The sequence below is a fragment of the Domibacillus sp. genome (assembly GCF_031181085.1).
Taxonomy (GTDB): domain Bacteria; phylum Bacillota; class Bacilli; order Bacillales; family Domibacillaceae; genus Domibacillus.
This window is the reverse complement of sequence record NZ_JAPSLE010000002.1, coordinates 356,723-371,264: the sequence shown is the minus strand read 5'-3', so window position 1 is coordinate 371,264 and position 14,542 is coordinate 356,723. Positions and strand designations below refer to the sequence as shown.

17 protein-coding genes are annotated in these 14,542 nt (G+C 43.5%); 6 read left to right on the top strand and 11 right to left on the bottom strand.

Features of this window, described 5'->3' with window-relative positions; translation table 11 throughout:
* Positions 1-70 precede the first annotated feature (70 nt).
* A complete protein-coding gene (locus RIN81_RS05610; protein WP_242232960.1) occupies positions 71-208 on the top strand; it encodes a hypothetical protein in 138 nt (45 codons plus the stop codon).
* 92 nt (positions 209-300) lie between these two features.
* Here RIN81_RS05610 and RIN81_RS05605 read toward each other — a convergent pair whose 3' ends face one another.
* The 4 genes from RIN81_RS05605 to yfkAB are packed head-to-tail and all read right to left on the bottom strand — an operon-like array spanning position 301 to position 3,614.
* Positions 301-582, bottom strand: a complete 282-nt coding sequence (locus RIN81_RS05605) for a DUF6509 family protein (protein WP_309088175.1) — start codon at positions 580-582, stop codon at positions 301-303.
* Positions 583-599: 17 nt separating this feature from the next.
* Complete coding sequence (locus RIN81_RS05600; RefSeq protein WP_309088173.1) at positions 600-1,967, bottom strand: aminotransferase-like domain-containing protein; 1,368 nt, start codon at positions 1,965-1,967, stop codon at positions 600-602.
* A complete protein-coding gene (gene msrA, locus RIN81_RS05595) occupies positions 1,951-2,490 on the bottom strand; it encodes a peptide-methionine (S)-S-oxide reductase MsrA (RefSeq protein ID WP_309088171.1) in 540 nt (179 codons plus the stop codon). Before msrA ends, RIN81_RS05600 begins: the two co-directional genes overlap by 17 nt.
* A complete protein-coding gene (yfkAB, locus tag RIN81_RS05590) occupies positions 2,487-3,614 on the bottom strand; it encodes a radical SAM/CxCxxxxC motif protein YfkAB (RefSeq protein WP_309088169.1) in 1,128 nt (375 codons plus the stop codon). Before yfkAB ends, msrA begins: the two co-directional genes overlap by 4 nt.
* Positions 3,615-3,831: 217 nt before the next feature.
* Here yfkAB and RIN81_RS05585 point away from each other — a divergent pair, with 217 nt between their 5' ends.
* The 3 genes from RIN81_RS05585 to RIN81_RS05575 all read left to right on the top strand — a co-directional run bounded on the left by RIN81_RS05585 (position 3,832) and on the right by RIN81_RS05575 (position 5,215).
* Positions 3,832-3,993, top strand: a complete 162-nt coding sequence (locus tag RIN81_RS05585) for a hypothetical protein (RefSeq protein WP_309088167.1) — start codon at positions 3,832-3,834, stop codon at positions 3,991-3,993.
* Positions 3,994-4,115: 122 nt separating this feature from the next.
* Positions 4,116-4,781 (top strand): hypothetical protein, encoded by a 666-nt coding sequence (locus RIN81_RS05580; RefSeq protein ID WP_309088165.1) that lies wholly within the window; start codon positions 4,116-4,118, stop codon positions 4,779-4,781.
* A 104-nt stretch (positions 4,782-4,885) separates the two neighbouring features.
* Positions 4,886-5,215: a hypothetical protein gene (locus RIN81_RS05575; RefSeq protein ID WP_309088160.1), complete on the top strand. Its 330-nt coding sequence runs from the start codon at positions 4,886-4,888 to the stop codon at positions 5,213-5,215.
* 104 nt (positions 5,216-5,319) lie between these two features.
* Here the strand turns inward: RIN81_RS05575 and RIN81_RS05570 are convergent, their stop codons facing one another.
* The 3 genes from RIN81_RS05570 to RIN81_RS05560 form a co-directional block, all read right to left on the bottom strand.
* Entirely contained in the window at positions 5,320-6,561 is a 1,242-nt protein-coding gene (locus RIN81_RS05570) for a glutamate-5-semialdehyde dehydrogenase (RefSeq protein ID WP_309088158.1), read from the bottom strand.
* Between the two features lie 11 nt (positions 6,562-6,572).
* Positions 6,573-7,688, bottom strand: a complete 1,116-nt coding sequence (proB, locus tag RIN81_RS05565; protein ID WP_309088156.1) for a glutamate 5-kinase — start codon at positions 7,686-7,688, stop codon at positions 6,573-6,575.
* A 284-nt stretch (positions 7,689-7,972) separates the two neighbouring features.
* Positions 7,973-8,608: an NUDIX hydrolase gene (locus tag RIN81_RS05560; protein ID WP_309088154.1), complete on the bottom strand. Its 636-nt coding sequence runs from the start codon at positions 8,606-8,608 to the stop codon at positions 7,973-7,975.
* Positions 8,609-8,831: 223 nt separating this feature from the next.
* Here RIN81_RS05560 and RIN81_RS05555 point away from each other — a divergent pair, with 223 nt between their 5' ends.
* Together RIN81_RS05555 and RIN81_RS05550 are read left to right on the top strand one after the other, a co-directional pair.
* Positions 8,832-9,911, top strand: coding sequence for a branched-chain amino acid aminotransferase (locus RIN81_RS05555; protein ID WP_309088152.1), 1,080 nt, complete (start codon positions 8,832-8,834; stop codon positions 9,909-9,911).
* 71 nt (positions 9,912-9,982) lie between these two features.
* Positions 9,983-10,909, top strand: a complete 927-nt coding sequence (locus tag RIN81_RS05550; RefSeq protein WP_309088150.1) for an MBL fold metallo-hydrolase — start codon at positions 9,983-9,985, stop codon at positions 10,907-10,909.
* Positions 10,910-11,092: 183 nt separating this feature from the next.
* On the opposite strand, the gene RIN81_RS05545 is transcribed toward RIN81_RS05550, so the two are convergent.
* From RIN81_RS05545 to RIN81_RS05530, 4 genes are all read right to left on the bottom strand, one after another.
* Positions 11,093-11,236: a hypothetical protein gene (locus tag RIN81_RS05545; protein WP_309088148.1), complete on the bottom strand. Its 144-nt coding sequence runs from the start codon at positions 11,234-11,236 to the stop codon at positions 11,093-11,095.
* Positions 11,237-11,750: 514 nt separating this feature from the next.
* On the bottom strand, positions 11,751-12,155 hold the full coding sequence (locus RIN81_RS05540) for a DUF6843 domain-containing protein (RefSeq protein ID WP_309088146.1): 405 nt from the start codon (positions 12,153-12,155) through the stop codon (positions 11,751-11,753).
* 116 nt (positions 12,156-12,271) lie between these two features.
* On the bottom strand, positions 12,272-13,423 hold the full coding sequence (locus tag RIN81_RS05535; protein ID WP_309088144.1) for a tyrosine-type recombinase/integrase: 1,152 nt from the start codon (positions 13,421-13,423) through the stop codon (positions 12,272-12,274).
* Positions 13,424-13,682: 259 nt separating this feature from the next.
* The gene (locus RIN81_RS05530; protein ID WP_309088142.1) at positions 13,683-14,321 is read right to left on the bottom strand and encodes a hypothetical protein; all 639 of its coding nucleotides are present in this window, start codon (positions 14,319-14,321) and stop codon (positions 13,683-13,685) included.
* Between the last annotated feature and the right edge of the window lie 221 nt (positions 14,322-14,542).

The window sequence follows — 14,542 nt, the reverse complement described above, 5'->3', positions numbered from 1 at the left end:
AACCCTTTCATACTGTTATATATTAATTTATACAAAAATAAATTGTTATATAACAGAAGGGGTGGAAAATATGGAGATGTACCGGGAAGCATATGAATATTATTTGGAAATGTGCAAGGCGTTTGGAATTAAAAAAATTCCGTTTTACCGCTTTATGCACAACTTAACAGAAGAGCAGATGAAGTTATATATTCAAAAAGCCCAATAAGGAGGAAGGGATTGATCGTCACGGAAACGGCCGTCAGTGAAGTTATGTAAAAACCCCGTCCGCATTGATAGAGCAGACGGGGTTTTTACTGTTTAGGAAAGGTGGGCAGCGCAGTATTCGCGAACCATTTCCACTTCATCTTCTTCTAGTTCAAAATCCAATACGCTGTCATCTATGCGGTTATGCAAAAACAAACCGGCTATGTGCTGGCCAGATTCCGTTACTGCGTACAAAACGCGGATATAAAAGCCTTCCGGTGAATACAACTCATCCTCTTCATCTACGGAAGCAAAAAGGCGATATTCGTATCGATCTCCCTCTAAAATGCCAAATGGATCTTCTATTTTTTCAAGTGTATGTTCTGTAATGACCATGTGTGATACTCCTTTAGTTATTTTGATAAAGCAACAATCCACTTTTTCATCCGTTTGATGCCTTCTTCAAATTGATCAGGCCTGGCATAGCCGTAGGACAGTCGAATCGCCCGTGACGTACCCTCTGTATAAATACTTCCCGGATGAAATAAAATCCCTTCATTTAATGCTTCTGTATATAACTCTTTTAAAGAAATAGGCTGGTTCAAGCGAAGCCAGACAAAAAAACCGCCGTTCGGCATTGTCCATTGCGCGACATCCGACAGGTGCCGCTGAAGCGACTCAGAAGCCGCCTGCCGCCGCTTTTTCAGCTCTTTACGGACATATTCAAGGTGATGCTCATAGAGCCCTTCACCAAGCCACTCGGCTGCTACACGCTGCGAGAGGGAACTCGTTCCGTAATCAGCCTGCATTTTCAAGTCTGCCAGCCGTTCAATAACGGACTCAGAGCCGGCGATCCAGCCGATCCGCAGGCCGGGACTCAATGTTTTTGACAAGCTGCCAATATAAAGCACGTTACCGGTCTCATCCATTGATTTTAAAGAAGGCGGCGGCGGTTCATCGAGCCATAAATCACGATAAATGTCATCTTCAATTACAGGAAGGCGGTTCGTGCTGCAAAAAGACAGCACTTCTTTTCTTCTTGTTTCGCTCATTAAAATACCGGTCGGGTTATGAAAGCAGGGAATGGTATAAAGCGCTCCTTTTTGGCCGGACATCCAAGTATTCTGAAGTGAATCCAGTTTTACTCCTTCGCTATCCATCTCAATGCCTTTGAGTGACATGCCAAGCGACTGAAAAGTACGGATGGAGTATAGATAAGAAGGCTCTTCGAGTAAAACAGAAGATCCCCGCTCAAGCAGGCCGGATGCAATCAAGCCAAATCCCTGCATAGCACCAGACACAATTAAAATAGAAGACGGCGCTACCTTGGTTCCCTGCCGGGTCATATACCCGGCAATGGCCTCACGAAGCGGCTCATAACCGCCCCGGTCTTCATACCCGAGTGAATGGATTTTTCCAGACAGCCGGCTGAGCACATCATTTAAATAATTTTCCGGAAAAACATCTTCGGCAAGCTCACCTTTGCTTAAGTCAATAATTCCGGTATCTGCTGGTAAAGATTGTACTTTATCTTCTGCAGGCAGGGCAGCGAGAAGCGACCATGTATCGCTCGCTACAATCGTTCCTTTTCCCATCACGCCCTCGATAATACCGGCCGCTTTCAGCTGTTCGAGCGCCGCTACAACCGTGCTCCGGTTTACAGACAGTTCTTCTGCCAAAACACGCTGGCTTGGAATCTTCGTGCCAATCGCCCATTTGCCACGCACGATTTGATCTTTAATCCAGCCGGCAACAGCATCTGACTTAATGCTTCGTTTCATGATCTGTCCAATGCTCATTTAAAAATTCATCGCGGCCGGACTGTGCCCGGTCCGCTTTATATTCTTCCTCGTGTGTTTGATAAAAATTCTGATGATAGTCTTCCGCCGGATAAAACGGACCAGCCGGTAAAATAGGCGTCACAACCGGCTTTTTAAACATACCGCTCTCTGCCAGTTTTCGCTTGGACTCCTCGGCCGCTTTGTGCTGCTCAGGAGACAAATAAAAGATAACGGCCCGGTAAGAGTCACCCCGGTCCTGGAACTGTCCTTCGTCATCGGTTGGATCAATTTGCTGCCAGTATACCTCAAGGATTTGCTCATATGAAATAATATCGGCATCGTAGATGATTTCAACTGCTTCTTTATGGCCGGTACCGCCGGCCTTTACTTCCTCATACGTCGGATTTTCCGTGTGGCCGCCTGTGTAACCGGAAATGACGGATTCAATGCCGTCCCATTGGTCAAACGGCTTGACCATGCACCAAAAACATCCACCGGCAAAAATCGCTTTTTCTTTTTTCATTGCTGTACTTCCTTTCTTTCTATCCAAGCTGTTTGTGTTGTAAAATCTGTATCTGGATAATAAGCTTTTTTAACAAGTAAATTCGGGCCTAAACACCGTACGGACGAGCAATGGCAGGCAATTTCCTTTGCCAATGCAGAATGGTTCCACGTTTCAAAAGAAGATTGAAGAGAGTTGTCTGCAATATTGCCAAGCGACGGTGCATCTGCAAAATCGGTTACGATCACATCACCGGAAAAAATATTCACATTTAATCGTGAGCGTCCATCCGGATCATTGCGCACGGTCACCAGCGGTTCCTGGTGCAGACGGGTTAGAAGTTCACGATCGCGCTCATTCGAACTGCACGCAAAAAACGGAAGTGTTCCGAACAGCATCCACACACCTGGATCACGAACATCAAGCAAGTGATGGATCGCGCTGCGGGTTTCGTCAAGCGTCAAAGATTCAAGCGCGCTGGCAAAATCACTTGGATACATCGGATGAACCTCATGGCGGGCACATTTCATTTCCCCAACAATTTGTTTGTGAATGTGTTCAAGATGGGGAAGAGTCCGTTTATTCAGCATCGTCTCGGCCGATACCATCACATTTGCCTCGGATAAAATCCGGCTGTTTTCGATCATTCGGTCAAATAGCTTTTCGCGCTGGCTATAGGAAGGTTTGCGCTCCATATTTGCAAACCCGGCTTCCACAAAATCGTCTACAGTGCCCCAGTTATGGGAAATATGAAGAACATCAAGAAAAGGCGCAATCTCTTCATAACGCCCGGCATCAATCGTCAAATTGGAATTCATTTGGGTATAAACACCGCGTTCGTGGGCATATTTGAGCAATGGTTTTACATACTGTTCAACCGATTTTTTGGAGAGCATCGGTTCGCCGCCTGTGATGCTGATCGCGCGCAAATGTGGAATTTCCTCCAGGCGTGACAGTAGCAGCGAAAGAGGCAGAGCCTCAGGATCCTTTGTTTGAAGAGTATAGCCGACCGCACAATGCTCGCAGCGCATATTGCAGAGTGTCGTCGTTGTAAACTCAATATTAGACAGCCGGGCAGAGCCGGACTGATCGATATCCATATAGCTTTCCCACGGATCAAACGCGGGTGAAATGGTTTTTTTCATTTTAAAAACACCTCTTTAATCTTTCAACACATAATTATACCGCTTTTTCACGGAAATGAAAAAGAAAGTTGAGAGGTACATCACTGATCAGCTAAGCAGGATAGGTGATTGATAAATTTACAATCTTTAATAACATATTTACATATTCTTCATACTTGTACCGTATGATAGTAAGAGAAGTGGCATGACTATTTCCTAAATTGAAAGAGGTGCTTGAATGGGCAAAAGAAGAGGCATTGTCTTGATTGAACAAACTGAACGCAACAGCATGAACCGAAATAGGAAAAACCAAAGAAAGCTGCATCCGTTCAACCTTCAAAGACAGATGAACTCCATTTTTGTACCATTAAAAAAAGGTTACCGGACGAATCCGCCTTGACTGGCAGGACCATCGGAATAGTAAAAATCATCCATTTCTCCTCTATTATTATCGTATTACTTTTCTTCAAAACAAAAAACAAGTATAGTGTGAGGTAACAACATATGAGGAGGAGCTACATAATGAAGAAAGCAACAGGTTTCCTAGGAGCCGCTTTACTGGCTGGAGGACTTCTTGCCGGCTGTTCAGCTGATTCTGAGAATGCATCACCAGAGGAAAACGAAAATACAGCTGAGGAAACAACAACGGCGCCTCAGGAAGAAACAGAGCAAACTGAGCAGCAGACCGAGCAGCAAGAAACAGAAACAACAACAGAAACAGCAACAGACGCAGAGCAAGCAGCAGATGAAGCGGCCAGCGATGCCAAAACGGCAGCTGATAATGCAGCCCAGTCAACCGAAAAAGCCGTTGAGGAAGCGGATCAAGCTACACAGGGTGTGCAGGATGAAGCCAGCAAAGCTGCCGATACGGTAAAAGAAAAAGCAGCTGATGCCGGCGCAGCCATTGAACAGGGCGCAAGTGACGCGAAAGAACAAGCTGAAACGGCTACAGAAAATGCGACGGAAGAAGTGACCGGAACGGTGCAGGGAAAAGAAGCAACGGGGACATTTAACGGTGTAGCCGATCCGCATACAGTAGAAATTGAAGTAGACGGCGTACCAAATGCTTACCAAGTAGAAGCTGAAAGTGAAACGATGAAAAAATTTGAATCAATGGAACCTGGCCAAAGTGTGACATTTGTTTATGAAGAAAACGGTGAACAGCTTGTTATTAATGAGGTAAAATAAAGTGAAAAGCGCATCAAAACATGATGCGCTTTTCTCGTTTAAAAGGAACGGGCAAAGGGAAGAAAAAATTATAAGACAGCAAGGACTATAGGGGGATGGGAGATATGAATACATCTGGAATGCTTCGCGGGTATTTGGCTAAAGTAATGGATCAGGAAAGCTTCTTTTTCCACGTGATCAACTGCATGGAAAAACAGCTGGCAGACTGGGATTATGACACGCTTCTTTTATTCAATTGGGACAAACAGGAGGATTACGTTTCCGGTTTGTTTATTATAGACGGCTTCTCGCACTCTTTTACGGTAACAAAACAAATGCTGAAGGAGCTTCAGGCAGAAGCGCCTTACGCGCTTGATTGCGTAATATGGGAAGCGCTTGTAGAAGATGGATTGATTTTAAAACAAAGTAACTATATTGACAAAGCGTTTATGTGAAAAGCGGCAGGGTTTTTCCCTGACGTTTGAGAGTATAAACAAAATAAGAAAGCAGGCTGGTTGAAAACGCCTGAAGCGGCGAGAGAAATCTCTCGCCGCTTTTTTTATTGACGTATTTGCCCGGATCCGCGAACAAGGGATTTTACGGTTGTAATGGCCGTCAGCCCCATAGGACCACGTGCGTGCAGTTTTTGGGTACTGATGCCAATTTCTGCCCCATAACCGAATTGTTCTCCATCCGTAAACCGGGTAGAGGCATTTCGGTATAAAACTGCTGCATCAATTCCACGGAAAAATAACTCCGCACTTTCTTCATTATCCGTCACAATTGCCTCTGAATGCTTTGTGCCGTAACGGTTAATATGAGCCACCGCTTCTTTTGTACTGTCAACAAGCTTTGCAGACAGCGTCATAGCCAAGTATTCCTGGCCCCAGTCTTCTTCGGATGCTTTTTTAATATGCTCATAGGAATGGGTCAGGTTATCATCGCCCCGTACTTCTACGCCGGCTTCCTGAAGAGCCGCAAACAACTCGCGCTGATAAGGCCAGTTTCGATGAACAAGCAGGCTTTCTGCTGCGTTACAAACAGAAGGGCGGTGTGTTTTCGCATTTAATGCGATATCGACAGCCATGTTTTTCTGAGCTGACTCATCAATAAAAATGTGGCAGTTTCCAACCCCTGTCTCCAGAACTGGAACAGTTGCCTGTTCAATCACTGATTGAATGAGGCCGGCGCCGCCCCGCGGGATTAACACATCTAAATATTCATTCAGCTTAAACATTTGAGCTGCAGTGGAGCGGCTTGTATCCTCTAAAAGCTGAATCGCATCTGCGGAAAGAGCAGACTGCTCGAGCGCTTTTTTCATCACCGAAACGAGCGCTTTATTGGATTCGAGCGCAGAAGTGCTGCCGCGGAGCAGAACGGCATTGCCTGCTTTTAAACAGAGAGTAGCTGCATCAACTGTTACATTTGGACGTGCTTCATATACCATGCCGACCACGCCGAGCGGCACTCGGATCGTTTCAATCTCAAGGCCATGCTCAGTCGTCCACGATTCGACCGTTTCACCAATTGGGTCGTTTAGCTTTGTCAGCTGGCGCACCGCTTCAGCAATAGCAGTTAAACGTTCTTCCGTCAGTTGAAGCCGGTCAAGCAGAGAATCGGTAAAGCCGGCTTCACGTCCAGCAGCCATATCCTGCTCATTTGCCGCTAAAATGTAAGGTGTCTGTTCAATTAAAGCATCTGCAATCAGCAGAAGTGCCTCGTCTTTCTCGGCTGTTGATTTCATTGCCATATCAAAAGATGCTTCTTTCAACCGTGCTGCTTTTTGTAATAGCTCACTCATGTTTTCCACTCCTAGCTCTCGTTTTTTAATGTTACCCAGTTATCGCGGTGGATCACTTCAGCCCGTTCGTTGATAGAATAAGCTTTTGCTTCAGGACCGGGCAGGCCTTTTACTTTTTCTAAATCAACCGATGAGTAAAAGACCTGGCCGCGGCCGAGTAATTCACCGCTTTGGCTGCGTATATCTACAACATCCAATGCGTCAAACAAGCCTTCTACAGCCAGGATGCCGACAGGAAGAAGACTTTTGCCTCCTTTTAACACTGCTTTTTCGGCTCCTGCATCTACCGTAACCGTTCCGGATGGCTTTGCATGAAGAGCGAGCCACTGTTTTTTTCGCTGCATATGCGGCTGCATCGGTGAGCCGATATAGGTGCCGGCCCCTTTTCCTTCAATAATATCAAGCAGCTTTCGTTCGCCAATTCCGTTGCCAATAAAAACAGAAACGCCAAGAGACTGGGCTTTGTCTGCAGCCAGCAATTTTGATTTCATGCCGCCGGTTCCAACAGACGAGCCGCTTCCGCCCGCTGCCTGAAGCATTTCTTCCGTAATAGACGGAACAAAGTTAAACCGCTTTGCGTTTGGATTTGTTTTCGGATTGCTGTCATATAAGCCATCAATATCCGTTAAAATGACCAGTCCGTCCGCCTGCAGGAAGCCGCTGACAAGTGCCGAAAGCATATCATTGTCTCCGTACGTTAACTCCTCAATCGAAATAGAATCGTTTTCGTTGATGATCGGCACAGCCCCGCGGCTTAACAGTTCACTCATCGACGTGTAGAAATTTTGAAACCGTCCTTTTGAATAAAAATCGCCTTTTGTAAGCAGCATCTGGGCGGTTGTAATACCTTTTGGCGACAAGTGGGCAATATACCGCTGAATCAATAAGCTTTGTCCGACAGCCGCCGAGGCCTGGCGTGCGGCCATTACTTTCGGCCGCGCCGGGTAGCCAAGCGCCCGAAAGCCGGCTGCTACAGCACCAGAGGATACAACAATGACTTCGTGTCCTGCTTGCTTCATCTCCGCAATCGCAGATGTGTGATCTGCGATTTTTTCTTCCATAATGTTGCCGCTGTCATCTGTTAAAGAACTGCTGCCAATTTTTACGACAATACGTTGCTTTTTCATTGATTATCTCATCCTTTTCCATAAAAAAAGCATACCGAATCGTCCATAAAGGACGGGTATGCTTTCCGTGGTACCACCTTTTTTGACGCAAAACTGCGCCCACTCTGCATCCGTAACGGGGAAAGACCGGCTTATGTTTTCATAAGCAATGTTGGCTAGGGCAGGTTCTACAGTGCTTTTCCGCAGGAGCTTTTCAGCCAATGAACTCCCTCTCTAATCCGGCAGCTGTCTGTATACTAATCCCATCATTTTGATATATTTGTTTTTATTATCGTATATTCTAACTATTTGTCAAGCATATGTGGATGAGAACGCAGGATATCAAGGAAATGCTTTAAAATTCGTGCGGTCAGCCCCCATATAATCCGGTCTTCGTAAAGATAAAAATATTCTTCCATTCTCTTCGTCTGCCAGGCATAGTTCTCTCCCTGTGCGATTAAATGATAGGGGAAATTTTCTTCCGGCTCCGGCCTAAGCGCCACGTAGTGAAGCTCCGGCTCCGTTTGCAGTAAAAAGGAAAGCGGTACGGTAAATATTTCACCTACCTCTGCTTCGTTCAGCTGCATATGAGATATGTCAATGAGGCCGGCATAACTGTAAATGATTGTCCCAAACGGCGAAAGCATGTAATCAAGAGGAAAGAGGATCTCAATATGTTCCACCGGTATTCCCAGCTCTTCCTTCGTTTCACGAATGGCCGCATGAGCGGGGCTCTCGTCACTTTGATCGATTTTGCCGCCCGGAAAGCAAATTTCACCTGGCTGTCGCCGCATTAAAAGGGAACGGACTTCAAAAAGCACATGCAATTCGCCGTTTTTTTGAATAAGCGGCAGCAGGACTGAAAACTTGACTAGATTTTCGCCGCCTAGTATATCCGGAGTTCTTTCTCCAAACAAAGCTTTTAGTTCGTTTATGTTCATTTAACCAGCTCCATTTTTCTTTCAAGCCCCTGATGAGCCGGCCGTGATGCCCAAAGGCACATCAGTTCACCTTTTCTTTCTTAATCTATTATAGTTGAAAGCGGAGCACATTGAAAAAATTTGATTTTATAGTGTGAAAATATTCTAAAAAATTGTATGATAGAAGAAGTACATACATCAGCCCCTGTGCTGACGAATTTTTACACATGAGGAGTCCTTGAAGATGACACAAGAATTAACCGTCCAATTAGCTGACACAAAAAGAGAAAAACCGGATCAATCCAACCTTGGGTTCGGCCGTATTTTTACTGATCATATGTTTATGATGGATTACACGGAAGGCAGAGGATGGCATGATGCGCGCATCGTTCCATACCAGCCGATTACCCTTGATCCGTCGGCTATGGTGTTCCACTATGGACAAACGGTATTCGAAGGATTGAAAGCTTACTTAACAGAAGAAGGAAAAGTCTTTTTATTCCGCCCGGAGAAAAATATGGAACGTTTAAATCGCTCCAATGAGCGTCTTTGCATTCCGCAAATTGATGGTGACTTTGTGATTGACGGGTTAAAAAAGCTGATTGAGGTAGACCAGGAATGGATTCCGACAGCGGAAGGCACATCTTTATACGTCCGTCCATTTATTGTGGCTACAGAACCGTTTTTGGGTGTTGCTCCATCGAAAAACTATATTTTCATGATTATCATGTCGCCGGTCGGTTCGTATTACAAAGAAGGAATTGCGCCGGTTAAGATTCTCGTGGAAAATGAGTTTGTCCGCGCGGTAAAAGGCGGAACAGGTGAAGCGAAAACAGGCGGAAACTATGCATCCAGCTTAAAAGCACAGGAAGCAGCAGCCGGAAAAGAATACTCACAAGTGCTCTGGCTTGACGGTGTAGAGAAAAAATACATCGAAGAAGTGGGCAGCATGAATGTATTCTTTAAAATTGACGGGGAAGTGGTGACACCTGCGCTAAACGGCAGCATTTTGCACGGGGTCACACGTGACTCAGTCATTCAGCTTTTAAAACACTGGAATGTACCGGTTTCAGAACGCCGCATTTCAATCGAGGAAGTTGCACAGGCTTACCGTGACGGTAAATTGGAAGAAGCCTTTGGAACAGGCACTGCTGCGGTTATTTCTCCAATTGGTGAATTTTTATGGGAGGAAGAAAAAATGGTGCTGAACGACGCCCAGACAGGTGAGTTGTCAAAACGTATTTACGATACAATTACAGGCATTCAAAAAGGTAAGATCAAAGACGAGTTTGGATGGGTAACGGAAGTTCCCGTTTCAAAATAATTCCTATACTGTATGGATGAAACGAACTGCTCCCTTGGGCAGTTCGTTTCGTTTCAAAAGGAGGCAAAAAAATGACGACGGTTTCATTAGGATTTGACTTATCGTTAATTGATTTACACGATTCCGGGTTTGAAGAGCGAACGGGCTGCTATGTGTTTCACGAGTCGAAAAAAGCGATTATTGAAACAAGTGCCAGCCCATCTGTTCCATTTTTACTCGATGGATTGAAGGAACTTCATATACAGCCTAAAGAAATTGATTATGTGATTGTCACGCATATTCATCTTGATCATGCGGGCGGCGCCGGCTTGTTTTTGGAATCCTGCCCAAATGCAAAATTGGTCGTGCATCCGAAAGGCGCCCGCCACCTGGCAGACCCGAGCCGGTTGATTGCCAGTGCAAAAATGGTATATGGAGAAGCGTTCGATGAATTATTCGATCCGATTGTGCCGGTGCCAAAAGAACGAATCATTGAAATGGAAGACGGGGGCGAGCTGGATCTTGGCGGACGCATTCTGCGGTTTCTTCATACTCCAGGGCATGCGAACCATCACTTTTCGATTTGGGATGAAAAATCGGCTGGTATGTTTACCGGCGACACAGCAGGTATTCAATATGCCCAGCTAAAAAACAAAGAAACCGAGCTTTTTATGCCGACTACCTCACCGAATCAATTTGACCCGCATTTGATGAAGCAGTCTATCGATAAAATGATGGCCTTTCACCCAGAACGACTTTTCTTTAGTCATTATGGAATAAGCGATCAGCCGAAGCAAGCTGCAAGCATGGTTTTGGACTGGCTTAATGTGTATATGCAGGTTTTGGAAAAAAACAGCACAGTCGAAGAGATCGAAACGGTACTCATGCAAAAAGTCCGCGAACAGCTCGAACGGGCCGGAGTTGAGAATGATCATCCAGTTTATGAACTGCTTGCTATCGATCTCAGAGTCAGCGCCCAAGGAATGATCCATTATAAGGAAAAACAGCACTCAAAATGAGTGCTGTTTTTATTTGCATCGAGACGGACTGCTGTTCATCTAACGGTTTCTCGATGCACGAGAAAGTGAATCTCAAGCATGCCTAAAAACAGATATTTTGGAGGTGATGATGCATGCAATCTTCTTGAATTCGTTCTAAATAAAGATTAGTAATGGAAAAATATTGATTAACTTCCATATACTTCACGAAAGCAAGCGGAACATCCGGTTCAAGCAAATTTCTGTTGTTTCGCCGCATACACTTCGATATTGAAAAAGAAGAGACTCGGTTTCTCTCATAATCGTAAGAGTCCGTTCTTTTCCGCCTTTTTCTATCACATCCACCAACAAATCACCCTCTGGCTGCGGGCTTCAATCGCTTCTGCATTTTTCGTTGTTTCACTCATTTTTGCAAAACGGTCGATAATATAGCGCGCTTCCTTTCCTGTGAAGACAGCTCGCGCATGACGGTCCAGTTTTCTTTTAAAAGGCCAATCGCAAAAAATACTCTAAAAATTCTTCATCTGTACAGTAGGCAAGAGACAAGTTGAGCTCTTCATCAAGTATATGCTCTTTTGATTGGAGCAGCTGCATAAACGCTTCATGTGAGGCTAAAATCGCCGGCAGATTCATGTTTCAGTTCTTTACCGTAAAATAATTATGTAAAGTCCATATAATTTATAATTATCTGGACATAAAAATAGAAACCCTTATGCATAAAGGGTTTCTGTCATTTTTTAGCGTTTTTTTTGTTTTAGGTGACCAAAAGGGGACCGAAGTATAAAAACTTTGTCTCCGTTTAGGGTTGATGTTGGTCAATCTACTCCATAGTGTTTCTGTGTTACTTCTGAAAGAACTGAATCTAAATCTTCGGTACCACCCATCCCATTACTGGATTCCGCAAATTCTTGGCTGCATCCGCTTTTTTAACTTCAACTCCAGTGTACTTGATGTCAATTTTATTGGAGCTATCCGAATCACTTTCATAGCCGCCAGTTCCTATTCCTCTAATACACTCTTCGTCAATTTTGGTTCTTTGTCCATTTGTATCTACATAATAGTATTTATCTGTTACTGTCCCGTAATCCATATCCGGGGTAGAGGTGACGAAGTATCCATCCTTATTTATGTTATAAACATCATAATCGCCTTCTTTTTTAACTTCGGGAGTGTTCTTTACGTTATAGAATGCATAAACATATCCTTCATAGCCTTCTGGTATGAGATAAATATCGTTTGTTGCATCATTAAAGGTACAGCCCGCCAAAGTAGAGAGAAAAAAGTGCTGTAAGTAATTTTGTTTTCATTATTTTCCTCTTTATTCTGATCCATTTATTCTAAAATAGATTACGAATAAATTTTTGCACTAACAAAGTAAAAACTTTAAAAGATGCTCGTTAATTTCGTTACAGCTTCTTGCTCGTTTTCCTTCGTTAAATGCGAATATGTGTCGATGGTCAATGTAATCGTGCTGTGACCCATCCGTTCTTGAATGACCTTAATATTAACACCTTTCGATAATAAAAGGGAAGCATGCGTATGGCGAAGATCATGGAATCGAATTCGCTTCATGCCGTGGTTCTCTGTAAAGGTGTGAAAATACTTTAAGAATGACTGCGGAAGATGCGGGTATCCATCCGGCCGGCAGAAGATTAAATCCATCCCTTCAATTCCTCGCCACTCGGATCCATATGCCATCCGGTTCTTTTTCACTTCTTTAATATATCCGCGCAGCTCTGCCATGTAGTCAGCTGGCATCGGGATTACACGTTTCTTTTTATTCTTAGGGGCGCCCAGGTAATAGATGCCTTTTTTCGTATCGTGAACCAACGTATGCTTAACTGTGATCGTATTATCCGAGAAGTTTACATTCTCCATCGTTAAGCCTAGAATCTCTCCAAGACGCATTCCGGAAAGAACAGCCATCTTAATAACCAGCCGGTGTTTCGGCATCGCTTCTTCAAGCAGTTCAAAAAGCTGCTTTACTTCCTGCTCACTATAGAAGAGCATTTCTTTCTTTTCCTGCTTTTTCTTTTTAACGGTTGCCGCAACGTTTTCAGGCATCAAATCCCATTCAACCATCTTCTGTAGCATCAAGCGGTTCATCTTCATTTTGTAATCTGCAGATTTCTCATCTAAAACTGTTAAATGATTCATGAACTCGACAATGTGGAATTTCTTCAAGTCCTTCAGTTTAATATCTCCAAAAAACTCAACAGCAGGCTGAATGTTCTGCTCATACGTCTTTTGCGATTGGAAGGAAAGGTGTGATACATGGTTCTCGAGCCACAATGTAACTGCTTCCCGGTATTTAAGGTTATTTGTATCAATCGGGCCGCTGGTTGCTACTTCAATTTCAAATTCGGTGATTGCTTTTTTAATAGCACGATCCGAAAGAGTTTTCAGTGCAACAGTCTTTTTGCGCCGGATCCGTTTACCACGCTCATCATATCCTAATTCAACGGTTATCTTTATGCGGGGAAGTTCCGACTTGTCGTTTGGATTTTTCTTATCTAAAACAATATAACTCGACATAAGGATATCTCCTTTCATGTACTAAACGGTCATGCCTATGAGAAAACCCTACAATAAATTGTAGGGCTCTGTCAAAATACTTTTGAAAAAGCCCCAAAGCTGTCTGCAATGTCGGCTTTGGGGCTTTACAAATAAAAGTTATTTTTTCTTACTGTTAATATGGCCAGGTTTAACAGAATTCTCTTTAAAAATCGAAGGATCTGGTTTTCTAGGCGGGGGAGGGGTTTTTTTACTGTTTTGCGGGCCGGTTTTTCTAGAGTTATTTTGGATCATTAACATTCTCCTTTATATCTTTTTCTTTAGGTGTCGCTGGATTTTCAGGTGCATTCGGATCAACAATTTCAAACTTTTGAACATTTGCATCCTTTTCAAGAAAGGTGGGGACATAGAACATCAAAGAAATTAAAATAGTAACTGCTAAAACAATTATTCCAATATGTGCGTTGCCCATATTTTTCGTTCTTTTCTCGTTGACCTCCGTATTATATGTGCCTATCTCAATATAATATTCAGTCATAGATTTTTCGAACTCACTATCAGGATTTCCTTCAGCTTCGGGATAATCTTCGTAGTACTTTACTAAATCTTGATAGTAAGAATTTAATACCTGAGAAGAAGGTATTCTTTTATAAGGTGCTCCAAGTAAGTGTATTAACAAAATCACAATTATATAAATAGAAGTAGCTACTGCAAAGATTAGGGAGATGTAAAAAACCCAAAAGAAATCAGAGTAAAAATATTTAGTGTATTCAATGGAGCCGGCATTTTTAATGCAGTATAGCAAAGCAGCTAATAATAAGGTCACAATTGTAACGTTTGTGGAGAAACGGTTTTGCAGGTATTCTCTCAATTCCAGCTCTTTATGATAATTTTCTTTAAAAATTTCTATTCTATCCACTTATTCAACCTCTTTATCTTAAATTATTCTGAGACTAACTTTCCAATTCCATCTATAATGCTTTTTACTATTGTATGAAATGATTTGATTTTTTTTGAAAAAAATTAAAAAAGGCCTGTTTTAACTGGTCACAGACTGTAGACAAAGTGGTTCTGGGACCGCTTTGTCTTTTTTTATGGGTTTGGACAGCCCTGTTCATGCTGGCTGCACTGGTTTCCACG